At 70.4% G+C, this 18,174-nt stretch carries 14 protein-coding genes; 10 read left to right on the forward strand and 4 right to left on the reverse strand.

The window, feature by feature from the left end:
* Positions 1–70: 70 nt before the first annotated feature.
* Positions 71–1,276, reverse strand: a complete 1,206-nt coding sequence (locus ABFY20_RS04390) for a GNAT family acetyltransferase (protein WP_368498725.1) — start codon at positions 1,274–1,276, stop codon at positions 71–73.
* Between the two features lie 101 nt (positions 1,277–1,377).
* Here ABFY20_RS04390 and ABFY20_RS04395 point away from each other — a divergent pair, with 101 nt between their 5' ends.
* From ABFY20_RS04395 to ABFY20_RS04410, 4 genes are all read left to right on the forward strand, one after another.
* Positions 1,378–1,899, forward strand: a complete 522-nt coding sequence (locus tag ABFY20_RS04395; RefSeq protein ID WP_368498726.1) for a GNAT family N-acetyltransferase — start codon at positions 1,378–1,380, stop codon at positions 1,897–1,899.
* 88 nt (positions 1,900–1,987) lie between these two features.
* A complete protein-coding gene (locus tag ABFY20_RS04400) occupies positions 1,988–5,122 on the forward strand; it encodes a DNA polymerase III subunit gamma and tau (RefSeq protein ID WP_368498727.1) in 3,135 nt (1,044 codons plus the stop codon).
* A gap of 110 nt (positions 5,123–5,232) precedes the next feature.
* Positions 5,233–5,832, forward strand: a complete 600-nt coding sequence (recR, locus tag ABFY20_RS04405; RefSeq protein WP_171705881.1) for a recombination mediator RecR — start codon at positions 5,233–5,235, stop codon at positions 5,830–5,832.
* Between the two features lie 239 nt (positions 5,833–6,071).
* Positions 6,072–7,895, forward strand: a complete 1,824-nt coding sequence (locus ABFY20_RS04410) for a bifunctional 3'-5' exonuclease/DNA polymerase (protein ID WP_368499733.1) — start codon at positions 6,072–6,074, stop codon at positions 7,893–7,895.
* Between the two features lie 85 nt (positions 7,896–7,980).
* On the opposite strand, the gene ABFY20_RS04415 is transcribed toward ABFY20_RS04410, so the two are convergent.
* Positions 7,981–8,187 (reverse strand): hypothetical protein, encoded by a 207-nt coding sequence (locus tag ABFY20_RS04415; RefSeq protein ID WP_368498728.1) that lies wholly within the window; start codon positions 8,185–8,187, stop codon positions 7,981–7,983.
* A 175-nt stretch (positions 8,188–8,362) separates the two neighbouring features.
* On the opposite strand from ABFY20_RS04415, the gene ABFY20_RS04420 reads away from it, so the two are divergent.
* From ABFY20_RS04420 to ABFY20_RS04445, 6 genes are all read left to right on the forward strand, one after another.
* Positions 8,363–9,694, forward strand: coding sequence for an aspartate kinase (locus ABFY20_RS04420; protein ID WP_368498729.1), 1,332 nt, complete (start codon positions 8,363–8,365; stop codon positions 9,692–9,694).
* A gap of 53 nt (positions 9,695–9,747) precedes the next feature.
* Entirely contained in the window at positions 9,748–10,842 is a 1,095-nt protein-coding gene (locus ABFY20_RS04425) for an aspartate-semialdehyde dehydrogenase (protein WP_368498730.1), read from the forward strand.
* A gap of 106 nt (positions 10,843–10,948) precedes the next feature.
* The gene (locus tag ABFY20_RS04430) at positions 10,949–11,668 is read left to right on the forward strand and encodes an SGNH/GDSL hydrolase family protein (protein WP_368498731.1); all 720 of its coding nucleotides are present in this window, start codon (positions 10,949–10,951) and stop codon (positions 11,666–11,668) included.
* Between the two features lie 103 nt (positions 11,669–11,771).
* Entirely contained in the window at positions 11,772–14,243 is a 2,472-nt protein-coding gene (locus tag ABFY20_RS04435) for a putative bifunctional diguanylate cyclase/phosphodiesterase (RefSeq protein WP_368498732.1), read from the forward strand.
* A gap of 48 nt (positions 14,244–14,291) precedes the next feature.
* Positions 14,292–15,281, forward strand: coding sequence for a glycoside hydrolase family 6 protein (locus ABFY20_RS04440; protein ID WP_368498733.1), 990 nt, complete (start codon positions 14,292–14,294; stop codon positions 15,279–15,281).
* An 86-nt stretch (positions 15,282–15,367) separates the two neighbouring features.
* Complete coding sequence (locus ABFY20_RS04445) at positions 15,368–16,321, forward strand: response regulator transcription factor (protein WP_368498734.1); 954 nt, start codon at positions 15,368–15,370, stop codon at positions 16,319–16,321.
* Here the strand turns inward: ABFY20_RS04445 and ABFY20_RS04450 are convergent.
* A complete protein-coding gene (locus ABFY20_RS04450) occupies positions 16,291–16,686 on the reverse strand; it encodes a hypothetical protein (protein ID WP_368498735.1) in 396 nt (131 codons plus the stop codon). The genes ABFY20_RS04445 and ABFY20_RS04450 overlap by 31 nt on opposite strands.
* On the reverse strand, positions 16,683–18,125 hold the full coding sequence (locus ABFY20_RS04455; RefSeq protein ID WP_368498736.1) for a glycosyltransferase: 1,443 nt from the start codon (positions 18,123–18,125) through the stop codon (positions 16,683–16,685). Before ABFY20_RS04455 ends, ABFY20_RS04450 begins: the two co-directional genes overlap by 4 nt.
* Positions 18,126–18,174 lie beyond the last annotated feature (49 nt).

Consider the following 18,174-nt stretch of genomic DNA (forward strand, 5'->3'; position numbering starts at 1 on the left):
GGCTGGCGTGGTCGTGGGGCGCCGCGCCCACCGTCGCGCCCGCGCCGGGCTGCGCCGGGGCCGCGCGGACTCAGGCGTCGGCGATGAGCCGCTTGCCGAAGCCCACGGCGCCGTCGGGCTCGTACCCGAGCGACCGGTAGAACGCCATCACACCTTCGTTCCCCGCCCTGATCTGCAGATTCACCTTCGGGCACCCCCTCTCCCGCAACAGCTCCTCCGCTTGCCGCATCAACGCACCGCCGACCCCGTGCCCCTGCATCCCCGGCGCGACCGCGAGGTAGTTCACCCACCCCCGATGCCCGTCGTAGCCGATCATCGCGGTCGCCACGACCACCGGCCCCCCGTTCCCGTCGCGAAGAGCCCGCCCGTCGCCGTCGACCGCCTCGCCCACCAGGAACAACTCCGGCTGCACCGTCTTCTTGCGCGCGATATCCCTCCGCGGGTCGTTCCACGGCCGCGTCAGCCCGCACTCCGCCCACAGCGCCACGATCCCCTCGTCGTCCCCTTCCGCGTAAGGCCGCACCCGCACCCTCCGCCCTTCCCCCAGCCCAGCGGATGCGCCCCCCACACCCTCCGCTCCCGCCACCTCGGCAGCAGCCACGGGCGCAGTGCCCGCGCCACTCGCGCCCCCGTCGCCCGCGGCCGCGCCTGCGTCCGCCGCGCCTCCGCCACCCGCGCCCGGCGCGCCGCCGGCGACGAGCCGCGCGACCGCGTCGCCGAGCACGCGGCGCTGCACCTCGGGGGAGTAGCTCTCCGCATCGGCCGAGCTCAGCGCGTTGAGCCCCTCCACGAGGGCGACGAGCGCGAGCGCATCCGACGAGTTCTCCTCGGCCGTCCTGTCGGGGCGGCTGAGCGCCACCCACCGCCCCACCCTGCCGATGAAGCTGCGGTTGCCGGCGACGTGCCGCTCGGCCAGGCCGTCGTCGGCGAGCGATGCCGCGAGGTAGCTCACCCACACCCGTGCCTCGTCGACCCCGGTGTCATCGAGCGCCGCACCGTTCAGCAGCACCGCGAGCAGTGCCGCCGCCGGTTCACGACCCGCCTCTTCCTCCACCGCATCGGCCCGGACGCGCGTGCGCTCGTGCAACAGCTCCCGAGCGTGAAGCAGCAGCGCCTCCTTGCTCGGGAACGCGTGCATCACGAGACCAGTCGTGCAGCCGGCCCGCTCGGCGACGGCACGGATCGTCAGCCCCGCCAGCCCCCGCTCGGTGAGCACCGACCAGGTCGCCTCCGAGAGTCGCTGCCTCTGATCGGCGAGATCGCGCTTGCGGGCCATCGAGCACTCTCCTCCTTCTTCTCGATCGAGAGTCCGGCGTCCACCGGCTCCGAGCATCCGTAACATACGTTACCGTAATGACTGTTACGAAAGGACGGGCCATGACCCCCGACGCCTCCACTCCGCCGTCAGCCGAGCCGGCCGAACCGACCCGAGCATCCGTCGCCTTCACGGTGGAGCGCGTTCACTACGACCACCGCGACGCCGCGGCCCTGCGGGCGGCGCAACGCGCCGAGCTCGACGCCCGCTACGGGCGCGACGACCACGAGCCGGGCGAGGTGCCCACGGCCGACTCCGTGCCGGTGTTCCTGCTCGCGCGCGATGCCGCCGGAACGGCCCTCGGATGCGGCGGCCTGCGCCCGCTCGGCGACGGCGAGGTCGAGGTGAAGCGGATGTTCGTGCGTCCCGAAGCGCGCGGATCAGGCGTCGCGACGACCCTGCTCCGTGCCCTCGAAGACGAGGCGCGTGCACTCGGGGTGACCCGCCTGGTGCTCGAGACCGGCACGGCGCAGCCCGACGCCATGCGGTTCTACGAGCGGGAGGGCTACTCGCGGGTGCCGCTCTTCGGCGCTTACGTCGGCTCCGATCTCTCCGTCTGCTACGCCCGCGACCTGGAGGGGTGAGCCTGTGGGACTGCGGGGCGCATCCGTCGACCGTCCCCAGCTCACCCGCAGCGACCCCGGTGTCGGAGGCCGCAGGTAGTCTTGTCGCGTGGTCACCGCCCTGTATCGCCGTTACCGGCCAGAGAACTTCGCCGAGATGATCGGGCAGTCCCAGGTGACCGATCCGCTCATGACGGCTCTGCGCACCAACCGGGTCAATCACGCCTATCTCTTCAGCGGCCCGCGTGGCTGTGGCAAGACGACGTCGGCGCGCATCCTGGCCCGGTGCCTCAACTGTGCCGAGGGGCCGACCGACTCGCCGTGCGGCGTGTGCCCGAGCTGTGTCGAGCTCAGTCGAGACGGCTCGGGCTCGCTCGACGTCGTCGAGATCGACGCCGCCAGCCACGGTGGTGTCGACGACGCACGCGACCTGCGCGAGCGGGCCATCTTCGCCCCCGCGCGAGACCGGTACAAGATCTTCATCATCGACGAGGCGCACATGGTGACCTCGGGCGGGTTCAACGCGCTGCTCAAGATCGTCGAAGAGCCGCCGGAGCACGTGAAGTTCATCTTTGCGACGACCGAGCCCGACAAGGTCATCGGCACCATCCGGTCGCGCACGCACCACTACCCCTTCCGCCTCATTCCGCCGGCTCAGCTGCTCGAGTACGTTCAGCAGCTGTGCGACTCCGAGGGCGTCGAAGTGGCACCTGGTGTGCTGCCGCTCGTGGTGCGTGCGGGCGGCGGCTCGGCGCGCGACACCCTGTCGCTGCTCGACCAGCTCATCGCGGGCTCGGAGGGCAACCGCGTGGAGTACGAGCGCGCTGTCGCGCTGCTCGGCTACACGCACGGCGCACTGCTCTCCGAGGCCATCGACGCGCTCGGCACCCACGACGGTGCGGCGGCGTTCGACGCCGTCGACCGCGTCATCCAGACCGGTCAAGACCCGCGTCGTTTCGTCGAAGACCTGCTCGAGCGCCTGCGCGACATCATCGTCGTCGAGGCCACGCGCGAGCAGGCGTCGTCGGTGCTGCGAGGAGTTCCGGCCGACGAGATCGAGGTGATGCGCCGCCAGGCGACCCTCTTCGGTCACGCCGAACTGTCGCGCGTCGCCGACATCGTCAACACCGCCCTGTCGGAGATGACGGGAGCGACCTCACCGCGGCTGCACCTCGAGCTGATGGTGGCACGCACGCTCGTGCCCTCGGTCGACGACACCCAGCGCGGCGCGCTGGCGCGCGTGGAGCGGCTCGAGCGGCGCATCGGTGTCGATGGGGGAGGGGCGCCGGCGGGCGCGGTGGTAGCTGGTGCGACTGAGGTGGGTGCGCCCGTGGCGGCGGCGCACGCGACTGTTGCGCCCGCGGCGGTCGTCGCCGCGCCGGCTCCGAGCGCCTCGACGAGCTCCATCCCATCCCCGTCCCCCGCTCCCGCGGCCTCTTCAGGAGGGTGGGCGGTCGCCGCGCCCGGTTCCGGCGCCCCGTCTTCGCGGGAGCCCGAGCCGGCGACTGCGACCGACCCTGGGAAGGCCCGCGAACGCTCTGAGCCTGTGCCCGCCTCGCCGCGCGCATCCGAGCACTCGGCGCCATCCGCCTCGCCGGTCAACACCCCCGACGTGGTGGCGACCCCGCCGTCGGCGGCGCCGCTGGCGACGCCCGTCGAGCCGGGTACCGTGTCGGTGCAGCAGCTGAAGGATGCGTGGCCCGAGATCCTCGACCGCGTCCAGAAGGCGAAGATGACGGCGTGGCTCGTCGTCTACACGGCTCAGGTGCGCTCGCTCGATGGCGATGTGCTCACCCTCGCCTTCCCGAGCGAGAACGATGTCGCCAGCTTCAAAGAGCGCTCCGCGCCCGGCCAGGGCGTCAGCGAGTACCTCCGCGAGGCGATCGTCGAGGTGCTCGGCCTCCGCGTGAAGTACATCGCCCGCGTCGACACCTCCCTCCGCCCCCACGACGCCCCCGACGGCGGGGGCACGGCGGGCGACGCCGCCCCGGTGGCGGGTGCTTCGACGCCCTCCGCCCCCGCGCCGGCTGCCGCTTCCGTCGCGCCCTCCGCGGATTCGGTGCCTTCGACACCGCCCACCCCCGCCCCTGTCGCGCCGCCCACGAACGATCCTCGTGCTGGGACACCAGCAGGTGGTGGCTCCGACCTCTCGCCCTCCACGGCGGCAGCCGACCCGCAGCCCGCCGCCACGCCGAACCCGACCGGCATAGCGGGCATGACCATCCCGCCTCGGCGCACCCCCGCTCCGGTGCCCGCGTCGGAGTGGTCGACGCCGGGTGTCTCCGACTTGGGCGGCTCCAGCTTCGAGGAGCCCGCCCCACCGTCGCCCCCCGCAGCTGCACCCGAGTCGCCGGCCGCCGCCGCTTCGGGTTCGACACCCCCCGTCACCGCCCAGGATGGGCAGCCCGCTGAGGGCGCGCACCCCGCTGACCCTGAGCCTGCTGGGCAGCAGCCGGTTCAGGGTCAGCGCCCCGCTCAGGCTGATCCTGCTGGGCAGCAGCCGGTTCAGGGTCAGCGCCCTGCTCAGGCTGATCCTGCTGGGGAGCCGCCCGCTCAGGGTCAGCGTCCCGCACAGGCTGATGCTGCGGGGCGCCAGCCGACTCAGGGTCAGCGGCCCGCTCAGGCTCAGGCGACCGGGCAGGGGCAAGGGCAGGGGCAGCGCCCCGCGCAGCAGCGCCCCGCGCCACAACGCGCACCCGAGCCGCAGCGCGGCCCGGCGTCGGCAGACGGCTCGGCACCCACCACGAGCTGGGACGTCGTAGCGATCCCGACATCGGCCGGGTCCGACGATGACGAGCCCCCCTTCTTCGACGAGCCGATGCCGAGCGACGAGCCCGACCTGCCCGCCGACCGAGCCGGTGCGACGCCCGACCCTTACGCCCGGGCGACCCCGTCGACCCCGATCCGTCCGAGCGCCGCAGGCGGAACATCGTTCGGCAGCGGCAGCGGCCGCGGTGGCGCCGAGGCGAACCGACCCGGCGCGCCTGCACCTGCATCCGGCGCATCATCTGCACCTGCACCCGCATCGCCCGCTTCCGGCCCCAACGAGCGGCGCCCGGGAGCCCTGCGCTTCGAGCCGAGCCCCGAAGCCGACACCGCCCCCGCGACGCCGGCGCATGTCGCCACCACCGCATCCGGCCGCGCGCGCTACGGCGAGGCGGTCGTGCGCGAGATCCTCGGGGCGAACTTCATCGAAGAGCAACCTCTGCCGAGCCGCGAGCCCCGCAGCCCCGGCGAGGGGTAGCCGCCCGGAGCGTGCTGCGAGCATCCTGCACCCTCGCCGAGCGAAGACGGAAACCCCACCGCACGAGCGGATAGACGAGAACACCCCCGCGCGAGCGGAGAGGAGACACCATGTACGAAGGAATCGTCCAGGACCTCATCGACGAACTCGGCCGCCTCCCCGGAATCGGACCGAAGTCCGCCCAGCGGATCGCCTTCCACATCGTGCAGACCGAGTCGTTCGACGTGTCGCGGCTCGCGCAGATCCTCACCGATGTGCGCGAGAAGGTGCACTTCTGCCAGATCTGCGGCAACGTCTCCGAGCAGGAGACCTGCGGCATCTGCCGCGACCCGCGCCGCAACCGCGCCCTCATCTGCGTGGTCGAGGAGGCGAAAGACGTCGTCGCCATCGAGCGCACGCGCGAGTTCCGCGGCCTCTACCACGTGCTCGGCGGCGCCATCAGCCCGATCGACGGCATCGGTCCCGACAACCTGCGCATCCGCGAGCTGATGCAGCGCCTCGCCGACGGCGAGGTCACCGAGGTCATCATCGCCACCGACCCCAACCTCGAGGGCGAGGCGACCGCCACCTACCTGTCGCGCCTGCTCACGACGCTCGAGATCCGCGTGACCCGCCTCGCCTCCGGTCTCCCCGTCGGCGGCGACCTCGAGTACGCCGACGAAGTCACCCTCGGCCGCGCCTTCGAGGGCCGCCGCCTCGTCGAGAACTGACCGTGCCCACCCCGGCCGCCGCCCACCCCACGGCCGCCACCCCGCCGCGGGACGCTCCGGATGCTCCACCCGCCACCCACATCGTGGTCTCGTCACCGGTCCCCGGCACCGTCACCCTCCACCTCGTCGACGAGGCGGGCGAGCCAGCTCCCCTCCCCGCCGCGGTTCTCCCGCACAAAGTCCGCGAAGACCGCAGTCTTCCCGGACTTTTCGGGGGACAAGCGTCAGCATCCGGGCCGGTGGAGCTGACGGAGGCCGAATTCGTCGAGGCGGCGGGCGCGCTCGAGGCCGCTCACCCCCGCTGGGTGTGGAACGACACCGCCGCCTGGTACCCGCGGCTCCTGGCCGCGGGGGTACGGGTCGAACGGTGCGTCGACTTGAGGCTGTGCCACGCGATCCTGCGCGCCTCCACCCTCACGGCGGCGTCCGAGCTCGCCCGCGCCCCGCGCGACTCCTGGGCGACCATGCCCACCGCCGCAGGTGCGCCCGTCCACCTGCCCGAGCCCGCCCGCTCTCAGGGTCCGACCCTCTTCGACCATCTCGACGCCCCGTCTGAACCTCGACAGACGCCACGTCCCCTCGGCGCCGTCGCACAAATAGCACCGGATGCGGTGGTTCCGCCACGCGCACCCGAATCCTCCCCTCCCGTTCCCGACCCGCGACGCTCCATCGAAGCGTCGGCCGCTGCGCTTGCAACTCGCGTCGACACTGCCCTCCACGAGCCCAAGCACCCGGAACCCTCCGAGCTCCTCGAGTTCCGCCGCCAGCGCCGCGCCGCAGCCTCGGCGACCGACCCTTCGCGCATCGCCCTGCTGCTGGCAGCGGAGTCGGCAGGGAGCCTCGCCGCCGTCGAGATGCAGCACGCCGGCCTCCCCTGGAGCTCGGCACGCCACAACTCGCTGCTCGAGAACGCGCTCGGCCCACGCCCCACTCAGCCGGGCACCCGGCCGGCCAAGCTCGAGCAGCTGCTGGTGCACATCCGCGACGCCCTCGGCGACTCCACGGCGAACCCCGACTCCCCGGCCGAGCTCGTCAAGTCGCTCCGTCGCGCCGGACTCGAGGTGTCGAGCACCCGCCAGTGGGAGCTGGAGAACATCCGCCACCCGGCGATCCCCCCACTGCTCGAGTACAAGAAGCTCTCCCGTCTGCTCACCGCGAACGGATGGAACTGGCTCGACACCTGGGTCGTGAACGACCGCTTCCACCCCACGTACCTGCCGGGCGGCGTCGTCACCGGCCGCTGGGCTTCGGAGGGTGGGGGAGCGCTGCAGCTGCCGAAGCTCGTGCGCTCGGCCGTCGTCGCCGACCCGGGCCACGTGTTCGTGGTCGCCGATGCCGCCCAGCTCGAGCCGCGCATCCTCACCGCCCTTTCGGGCGACCGCGCCATGGCCGCCGCCGGCTTCGGCCGCGACCTCTACGACGGCATCGTCGCCTCGGGCGCCGTCGACACCCGCGCGCACGCCAAGCTCGGGATGCTCGGCGCCATGTACGGCGGAACCACCGGCGAGAGCGGCCGCCTGCTCCCGCGGCTCGCGCGTGCGTACCCGACAGCGATCGCGTTCGTCGAGGATGCCGCCCGGGCCGGCGAGGCCGGCAACATCGTCACCACCCGGCTCGGCCGCAGCTCACCGCGGCCGGATGACACGTGGCAAGACCTCCAGGATGCTGCGGCCTCCGACGGCGCCACCGAGGCGACCCGCGCGAGAGCGCGCTCGGCGGCGCGCAGCTGGGGTCGATTCACCCGCAACTTCGTGGTGCAGGGAACGGCGGCGGAGTGGGCGCTGTGCTGGATCAGCTCCCTCCGTCGCCGCCTGTGGACGATCGAGCCCGACGAACCGTTTCCCCCAGGCGCGCCGCGCGCATCCGTGTTCTCCACACGGCCGCACCTGGCGTTCTTCCTCCACGACGAGCTGCTCATCCACACCCCCGAACAGCACGCCGAAGCGGTGTCGACGCACCTGCGGGAGGCCGCCGCAGAGGCCGGCCGCCTCATCTTCGGCGGCGCCCCCGTGCAGTTCCCTGTGACGGTCGCCGTCGTCGACAGCTACGACAAGGCCAAGTAGGGAGCGCTCCCGACGTTCTCGCGGAGAAAGTCCGTGAAGACTGCCGTTATCACGGACTTTGTCCGTCAGAAAGTGGCGGGACGCGTCACCCGCGCGCGAACGACATCTCATCGAACAGCGCGGCGCCCGCGTCGGGGGAGATGACCCCGGCGTCGACCCCGGCGACGACACGGAGGTACTCGAGGCGCCGGGCGGCATCGTCGGCGCTCACGCGACGACCGGCGGCATTGACGGCGACATCGGCGCGGAGCCGTGCGCGCAGCGCCCGCTCCGTCCACTTGCTGGTGCTCATACGGCGACGCTAAGCCCGCCGCATGAACCTCCAGTAAACGGATGCTGCGAGAACCCCCGACTCCGCGAAGCCCCACCCGGCACCCCCGCGCCCCATTCAGCTCCGGGAATACACCCGCACGATATAATCGACAGCCGGGTTCCGACGACCCGTGCAACGACCCCCAGGAGTGCCCGTGAGCTTGATCGTGCAGAAGTACGGCGGATCCTCCGTCGCCGACGCCGAGAGCATCAAGCGCGTGGCCAAGCGCATCGTCGAGACCCGCAAGGCGGGCAACGAGGTCGTCGTCGCGATGAGCGCCATGGGCGACACCACCGACGACCTGCTCGACCTCGCGAACGCCGTCGCCCCCATCCCGGCCCCGCGCGAGATGGACATGCTGCTCTCCGCCGGCGAGCGCATCTCTATGGCGCTGCTCGCCATGGCCATCGAGAGCCTCGGCCACACCGCGCGCTCGTTCACGGGTTCGCAGGCCGGCATGATCACGGATGCGCAGCACGGCTCCGCCCGCATCGTCGACGTCACACCGGTGCGGCTGCGCGAGGCTCTCGACGAGGGCGCGATCGTCATCGTGGCGGGGTTCCAGGGTTTCAACCGCGACACCAAGGACATCACCACGCTCGGTCGCGGCGGCTCCGACACCACCGCCGTCGCGCTGGCCGCGGCCCTCGACGCCGACATCTGCGAGATCTACACCGATGTCGACGGCATCTTCTCGGCCGACCCGCGTCTGGTTCCCAAAGCGCACAAGATCGACCGCATCACGAGCGAGGAGATGCTCGAGCTGGCCGCCAACGGCGCCAAGGTGCTCTACATCCGCGCCGTGGAATATGCGCGCCGGCACGGCGTCACCCTTCACGTGCGCTCGAGCTTCAACAACAACGAGGGCACGATCGTCTACAACCCGACCGAGGCGGAGCCGTTCGGCCCCACCGTCGTGCCCGGGTCATCCGTCACCGTCAGCACCACTCCTGAAAGCGAGAACGCCGTGGAAGAGCCTCTCATCGCCGGGGTCGCCACCGACCTCTCCGAGGCCAAGATCACCGTCGTCGGCGTGCCCGACGTGCCTGGCAAGGCGGCCGAGATCTTCACCCTGGTCGCCAAGACCGGCGCGAACATCGACATGATCGTGCAGAACTCGTCGTCGGCCTCGACGGGCCTCACCGACATCTCGTTCACGCTGCCGAAGAGCGAGGGTCAGCTGGTGCTCACGGCTCTCCGCGCCGATCAGGATGCGGTGGGCTTCACCGCGCTGCAGTACGACGACCAGATCGGCAAGCTCGCCCTGGTCGGTGCCGGTATGCGCACGAACGCCGGTGTCTCGGCCAAGCTCTTCACCGCGCTGTTCGAGGCGGGCATCAACATCGAGATGATCTCGACCTCCGAGATCCGCATCTCGGTGGTCACCCGTGCCGACACCATCAACGACGCCCTCCGCGTGGTGCACTCGGCGTTCGGCCTCGACGCCGACACCGAGGCCGTCGTGCACGCCGGCACCGGCCGCTGACCCCCGGCCCAGACGAACAACCCGACCCTCGAAGTGAAGAAGAAGGAAGCATCGTGAGCAAGGCACTCAACGTCGGCGTCGTCGGCGCCACCGGTCAGGTCGGCAAGGTCATGCGCCGCCTCCTCGAGGAGCGCGACTTCCCCATCGCCAGCATCCGCTTCTTCGCCACGGCGCGCTCGGCCGGCACCACCCTGCCGTTCAAGGGGCAGGACGTCGTCGTCGAAGACGTCGAGACCGCCGACCCCTCGGGCCTCGACATCGCCCTGTTCTCGGCCGGCGCCACCGGCTCGCGCGCTCAGGCCCCGCGCTTCGCGGCCGCGGGCGTCACCGTCATCGACAACTCGAGCGCCTGGCGCATGGATCCCGACGTGCCCCTCGTCGTCTCCGAGGTGAACCCGCACGCACTGGCGGATGCGCGCAAGGGCATCATCGCCAACCCGAACTGCACCACGATGGCGGCGATGCCCGTGCTGAAGGTGCTGCACAAGGAGGCGGGCCTCGAGCGGCTGATCGTGAGCACCTACCAGGCGGTGTCGGGCTCCGGTCTCGCCGGCGCGGAGGAGCTCGCCGGTCAGGCGCAGGCCGCGGTCGCCGACCCCGAGGCGCTGCTGAACCTCGTTCACGACGGCTCGTCGGTCGCGTTCCCCGCCCCCGTGAAGTACGTCGCGCCCATCGCGTTCGACGTCATCCCGCTCGCCGGCTCGATCGTCGACGACGGCGAGCTCGAGACCGACGAGGAGAAGAAGCTCCGCAACGAGAGCCGCAAGATCCTCGAGCTCCCCGAGCTGCTGGTGAGCGGCACCTGCGTGCGCGTTCCCGTGTTCACGGGCCACTCGCTGTCGATCAACGCCGAGTTCGGCTCCGACATCACTCCCGAGCGCGCACGGGAACTGCTCGCCGACGCCCCCGGGGTGCAGCTCACCGAGGTGCCCACGCCGCTCAAGGCTGCCGGAAGCGACCCGAGCTATGTCGGGCGCATCCGTCAAGACCAGAGCGCCCCGGGCAAGAAGGGCCTCGTGCTCTTCATCTCGAACGACAACCTCCGCAAGGGCGCGGCGCTCAACGCGGTGCAGATCGCCGAGCTCATCGCCGACGGCGCCGAGGTGCCGTCGGTCGCCGTCGCGGCGGGGGCCGCCGCCACCGCCTAGGCGTCGCCACTTTCTCGCGGACAAAGTCCGTCATGACTGACGTTGTGACGGACTTTGTCCGCGAGAACGTGCAAACCGCATCCGTCGGCCGCTCCGAACGACGGATGTGCGCAAGCCCCTGGTCTTCATCCTGCTCGCCGCCGTCGCGGTGGCTGCGGCGGTCACCACGGCCGTCGCCGTCGCGACGCTGACGCCGAGCAGCAGCACGAGCACGAGCAGCAGCACGAGCGCGAGCACCGCACCCGACCCGAACGCCCCGGTCGTCGCCTTCTACGGCGACTCCTACACCCTCGGCACCGGCGCATCCGACCCCGCCCTCCGCTGGTCGAGCGTCATCAGCGCCGAGCGCGGCTGGAACGAGTTCAACCCCAGCGTCAACGGCCTCGGCTTCGTGAACAACCGCGCAAGCACCCCGCCCGACTACGCGCCGACCGACGAGGTGAGCGAGATCATCGCCGCCGACCCCGACATCGTGTTCATCACGATGGGCCTGAACGACAACTTCTCCATGCCGCGCCGCGCCGACGACATCCAGGCTGCGATCCGCACCGACTTCAGCACCCTGCGCACCGAGCTGCCCGAGGCCCGCATCATCGTCGTCGAGCCGTTCTGGTACACGGATGCGCGCCCCGACTCGGTCGAGCAGATCATCGCCTGGGTGCACGACGAGGCGGGGGCGATCGGCGCCGACTACATCGGGGGAGCCTCGCACTGGATCGAGGGCCACCCCGAGTGGATGGCCGCCGACGGCCTGCACCCCAACGACGCCGGCTACGCCGAGATGGCCACCCGCATGGACGCCGAGCTCACCCGCCTCGGCCTCTGACGAGCTCACCCGCCTCGGCCTCTGACGAGCCACCCCCTCGGCCTCCGACGAGCCACCCCTCGGCCTCTGACGAGCCACCCCCGCGCGGCGGTAGGCTCACCGCATGGCATCCGTGCGGCTCGAGCAGCGACAGCGTCAGCCCACCTCCGCGGCGACGTCGTTCGTGCTCATCGCGATCACGGCGGCGACGATCGCCTTCGGTGTCGTGGCGGGCATCGCCGATCCGCCGCGGAGCTGGATCTCGTGCGTCGTCTTCCTCCTCAGCGTCGGCGTCACCGCCGTGTTCCAGCTGCCGATCGGTCGCGCCGCGGGCCTCCCGCCGATCGGTGTGGCGAGCGCCCTGCTCGTGGTGGGCACGGCGGGAACGAACCCCGTGTTCGACGTGGGGATGTGGGTGCTGGCGTACTTCGTCTCCCGCGCCCTCAGCACGCGCTCGCTCTTCCTCTCGGCGCAATGGTCTGGTGTGGCGACGCTCGGCGCGATCGCGTTCGTCGCCTCGTCGCGGTGGCTCATCGGGCTGGGCGTCAGCGATCTGATCGCGGTGGTCGTGGGCGTCGTGCTTTACGTGGTGGTGGTGCTCGCGCTCGAGTTCGTGCGTGAGCGCGGCCGGTGGAGCGTCGACAGCACCTTCGGGTTCAGCGGGCTGAGCCTGTGGCGTCTGGGCGCCGTGCTGGGCCTGAGCGCCGTGGTGGCACTCGGCGTCTTCGTGTCGACGACGGGGATGCTGCGCATCGTCGACGGCCCCGCCGAGCAACTCCAGCTGGCCCGGGAGACCATCCCGCTGCTGCTGGTCTCGATGGTGTTCTACGGGGCGGCGAAGCGCCGCCAGACCAGGAGCAGCGAGCGCCGGCTGAGCGGCGTCGTCGACGCGGCGCGGGCCCTCCCGTGGAGCACCGAGCAGGATCCGCGGGAGACGATGGTCGACTTCGCCCGCCGGGCCATCGACGCCACCGACTTCGAGATCCGCCGCACCCCTCCCGGCCGCAACGAGATCGGCACGCGCTTCTCCGAGATCGACTCGACCGACCCGCAGCTGAACCCCGAGTCGTTCTCCGACGCCGAGGACGGGGTGTCGCAGGAGCATCAGCAAGACGCGGTGCAGCCGCCCGAGTACCTCATCGCGAGCCGCAAGAGCGGCGGCTCCCCGTTCACCGCCGACGACGAGCTCGCCCTCGACGCCATCGGGCACATGGCCTCCGAGACCGCGCGGGTGCGCGGCGCCTACGACACCCTGCTCGACCAGGTCGACCGCGACTCGCTCACCGGCCTGCCGAACTACAACGCCTTCCAGCGCTCGCTCGCCCGCCTCAACGAAGACCGCACCTACGCCTCCGGCATCGCCGTGCTGTTCATCGACCTCGATCAGTTCAAGCGCCTCAACGACTCCGAGGGCCACCACATCGGCGACGAGGTGCTCTCGGTGGTCGCCACGCGCCTGCGCGCGAGCGTGCGCTCGCACGACTTCGTGGCGCGGGTGGGCGGCGACGAGTTCGTGGTCATCCTCACCAAGCTGCAGTCGCTGGCCGAGTCGAAGCAGGTCGCCGACCACATCGTGGCGAACGTCGGCGCCCCCGCCACCCTGGGTGGCAGGGAGTACCGCCCCCTGGTGAGCGTGGGGCTCGCCTACTCGGGGCACCAGGAGACCGACCCGCAGTCGATCGTCGTCGACGCCGACCACTCGATGCTCGCCATCAAGAAGTCGAGGCGGCAGGGCGGGCCGTCGTTCGAGTCGAGCATCGGCATCTCCCCGCACCGCTCGAGCCGCATCAACGAGATCGTGGCGAAGGCCATCGACGACGGCGTGCTCAACGTCGTCTACCAGCCCATCGTCAACACGGTCGACGACGAGATCTGGGCGTTCGAGTCGCTCGTGCGCTACACCCACCCCGAGCTCGGCCGCATCTCGACGTCGTCGCTGATCGAGAAGGCCAAGGGCCTCGGCCGCATGGACCAGCTCACCAAGCAGGTCATCGCCGCCTCCCTGAAGTCGGCTCGCGAGTTCCACAAGGTGGTTCCGGGCATCGCCACGATGACCATCAACCTCGAGGTGGAGCAGATCCGCGACGAGCACGTGGGCGCCTTCCTCAAGGAGATCGTGCCGAAGTACCCCGAGGTCACGCTCTGCCTCGAGCTCAACGAGCGCTCGGTTAAGGACATCGACGACGACCTGCGCCGGCAGGCCGAGCACTTCCGGGCCCTCGGCATGCTCATCGCGCTCGACGACTACGGCTCGGAGGCCTCCTCCGTGGGGGCTCTGGTGCGCATCCCGATGGACATCCTGAAGATCGACCGCTCCCTCGTCGACAACCTCGACGACACCCGCCAGCGCGAGGTGGTGCGTGCGCTGCAGGGCTTCGGCGACGCCTTCGACTACTCGACGATCATCGAGGGCGTGGAGACTCAGGATGCTGTGGACATCCTCGCGGGAATCGGTGTGAAGCACGCCCAGGGCTTCTTCTACGGCCGGCCGATGCCGTTCAACCAGACCATGGCGCGCCTCAAGGCCAACGGCGCGGCGGGAACACCGGGTCGGGAACGCGACCGCGAGCGGGAGCGGGCCCGCGAGGCCGGGTAGGCCGGGCGGGATAGAGTTGAGCCGACACCCGCGACAGGAAGGGGCTCCGTGCCACGAGTTCTGCCCCGCATCGGCCTCGCCGTGGCGATCGTGGCGATCGTCGGCGTTCTGGCGGCCATGGTGATCGGCGTCGGCGGCATCCTGTCCCAGGGCGGGGTGGCGAGCGACAACCCCTTCGCGGGCAAGACCCTGTTCGTCGACCCGGCGTCGAAGGCGGCGACAGCCGCGGCCGAGGAGAAGAAGGCCGGCGACGAGGGCGATGCCGCCGTCTTCACCCGCATCGCTGAGGTTCCGACCGCCATCTGGCTCACGCCCGAGAAGCACCCGATCGACGACGTGGGAGGCTACGCCTCGAAACTCGTCGACGAGGCCGCGAAGCTCAAGGCGACGCCCGTGTTCGTGGTCTACGGCATCCCGAACCGCGACTGCGGCAACCAGTCGGCGGGCGGCCTGTCGAACGACGACTACCCCGTCTGGGTGAAGGAGATCGCCGACAGCCTCGAGGGCAGCGACTCCGTCATCATCCTCGAGCCCGACGCCCTGGCGCTCGCCGACGAGTGCGACAACGTCGACGAGCGGCTCGTGCAGGTGGGCGACTCGGTCGACACGCTCGTGGCGGCGGGTCTCACGGTGTACATCGACGCCGGTCACTCGAACTGGGGCCCGGCTGCCGAGATGGCCGACCTGCTGAACCGCGCGGGCGTCGAGCGGGCGCGCGGCTTCTCGACCAACGTGTCGAACTACAACACCACCGACCGCGAGCAGTACTACGCGAACTCCATCTCGGCGCTCACGAACGGCGCGCACTACGTCATCGACACGGGCCGCAACGGTGCCGGATCGAACGGCGAGTGGTGCAACCCGCCCGGCCGCGCCCTCGGCGCGACGCCGGAGCCGGCGAAGTCGGGCTCGGCGCAAGACGCGACCCTCTGGGTCAAGCCCCCGGGCGAGAGCGACGGCGAGTGCAACGGCGGGCCGGCAGCGGGAGAGTGGTGGAACGAGAACGCCCTCGAGCTGGCGAAGAACGCCGGCTGGTAGAGCGGATGCGCGCCGCGCATCACACGGCGGGCCCGCTTGGGCAGGCCCCATGCCGGGTGAGGTGATCCCTTGCTACGATCGTGGCAATGGACACGCATGGGGAACGTAGGGTCGCGGTCATCATCGAGGATGACGCCGACATCAGGCACCTTCTCGAGACGGTGCTGAGCCAGGCCGGCTTCGAGGTCGTGGCGACCGGGAACGGTCTCGACGGAGTGCAGGCGGTGCGGGCCTACGACCCGATGGTCACCACGCTCGACGTGAGCATGCCCGGCATCGACGGCTTCGAGGCGGCCAAGCGCATCCGTGCCTTCAGCAACACCTACCTGGTGATGCTGACGGCCCGCGACGAGGAGATCGACACCCTGCAGGGTCTCGAGGCGGGCGCCGACGACTACCTCACGAAGCCGTTCCGCCCGCGCGAGCTGCGGGCGCGGGTCGAGGCGATGATGCGGCGCCCGCGGCAGGTGAACGCGGTCGACGGGTCTGGTCCGGTCGCGCCCATCGCCGCCCCGCCGGCTCCGGCGCCTGCCGCGCAGGCTCCCGCTGTCCAGTATGCGCCGCAGGCTCCCGCTTCCTCGGCCCCCGCCGCGGGCTACGCTCCCGCCCCCGACGCTGCCTCCTACGCCGCCACGCCGACCGCCCCGCTCGCCCCCGCCGCCGCTGCTCCCGAGCCCGCGGCGCCCAAGAGCTACTCGCGCGAAGACGGCTGGCTCGAGCACAACAGCCTGTTCGTGAACTCCGAGATGCGTCTCGCCGAGAAAGACGGCAAGGCCATCGACCTCACTCGTAGCGAGTTCGACCTGCTGAACGCGCTCATGGAGAGCCAGCGTCGGGTGCGCAGCAAGGCCGACCTGGCGCTGCTCCTGCGTGGTGAGAGCTACGTCACCGCCCACTTCGTGAGCGAGGCCGACAAGCGCGCCATCGAGGTGCACATGGCGAACCTGCGCCGCAAGCTCGCCGACAGCATCACCACGCCGCGCTGGATCGAGACCGTGCGGGGCGTCGGCTACCGCCTCGCCGCCTCCGAGGACGACTGACCCGAACCCGTCGCCTTCAGGGAGTCGAGCAGCTCGAGCAGTTCGTCGCAGGTGTGCCTGCCCACCTCGTGCAGCCTCGCGAGGTGCGACATGCATCCGGCCAGGTCCTGCTGCTTGACAGCGGTGTGCACCATGCCGGCGATGGCCTCGAGGGGCCACGCGCCGAGCATGGTGCTCGACGAACGGATGCTCAGACACACCACATCGGCATCCTCGAAGTCGCGGATGCCGAGTGCTTTCATCAACCTCTGGGATCGGGTCTCCCAGAGGTTGATGAAGTCGTGGACGAAGCGGCCGCGGTGCTCGTCGTCTCCGACGGCACTGAGGAGGCCGAGGGCCGCCTCGCGGTCGACGAACCGGGTCAAACCTTGTACCCCCGGTAGCGGCGGAGGACCTTGATGACCATGCCGAGGGTCTGGATGATCGTGATGATGCCGAGCACCGGCCAGCCGATCCAGAGGATTGTCGATTGAACGAACGGGGTGAGCTGGAACCAGACCAGCACCATCACCGCCACGACGAGCACCAGGATGACGAGGGGCACGAGGTAGCCGTTGCCGCGACCGCGTTCAGCCTTGGCCTGGGCCGCCCAGTTGTCGGTCTGCTTGCGGCTGAGGAACTTGGTCCATGCCCGGAGGAAGTGCCCGAGCCTGACCCACATGTAGATCTCGGCGGGGAACAGGGCGAGCGCGAAGAAGATGTCACGACCGTTGCGGTTCTTCATCGACAGCGCCGTGCGGAGGTTCAGCAGAATGGCGACGACCGGCGGGATGAGCCAGATGGGGGAGAACACGAAGGCGTTGATCGACAGCGAGGCGAACAGCAGGATGAAGAACAGCACGCGGGTGACGAGGTTCGTGAGCATCGAGAGGTTCTCGAGCCAGCGCAGGCGGAGGTTCGGGTGGAAGGGCTGACCCTTCGTGTCGCCGCGCTGCCCGGGCCACATGAGCTCGATGGCGCCGAAGTTCCACTTCACCTGCTGCGCGTCGAGGCCGCGGAGGGTGGTCATGCCGCCCACGTCGGCGCGGGCCTGCGCCGAGATCTTGGTGAGGTAGCCCGCGCTCTTGATCTGGAGCGAGAGCAGCGAGTCCTCCACCTCGGAGTCCTTCACCCACGGGGTGTTCTGGTGGTTCTCGACCATGATCTGGCGGAGCGCCTTGGTGGAGAAGATGGAGAACTGCCCGCCGAGCACCGCCATGTTGCGGCCGCGCAGCATGTTCTGCATGTTGAAGGCCGCGAACTGGAACCGCTGGCCGGTGATGAGGAACTTGGCGATGAAGCCCTTGATGGGCGCGTCGTCGATGGAGAAGATCGCCGAGATGCCGCCGATGCGCGAGTCGGAGGTGATCTCCTCTGCGAGACGCTCCACAGCATCCGGGGCCGCCGTGGTGTCGCCGTCGACACCGAGCAGGAAGTCGCAGCCCTCGACCAGCTGGTAGCCGTAGTTGAGCGCGCCCACCTTCTTGTCTTTGTTCTTGCCGATGTCGTGCACGTAGACCTCGGTGAACTGCTCGACCCCGTCGACCTCCTTGAGATGGGGGCCGGCGTACTGGGCAGCGATCTTCACCGTGTCGTCGGTGGTGTTGTTCACCACGACGTGGATGACGTCGGGGAGGCGGGTCTGGTTGAGCAGCGACTCGAGCACGTCGCCGATCGACTCCGCCTCGTTGTAGGCCGGGATGATGCACCCGATCGTGGGTCGGTACGACGGCAGCGATTCCACCGACTCGATGAAGTCGTTCTGGAACTCGCCCGACTCACCGAGTTCGGTGCGGTCGGTCACGTACGGGTTGATCTCTGACATGGCTCAAGTCTGCGGTATCACCCACAGGGTTCGCACGTGAATGCGCTAG

Origin of the sequence: Herbiconiux sp. A18JL235, assembly GCF_040939305.1 — a bacterium.
Classification (GTDB): Bacteria; Actinomycetota; Actinomycetes; order Actinomycetales; family Microbacteriaceae; genus Herbiconiux.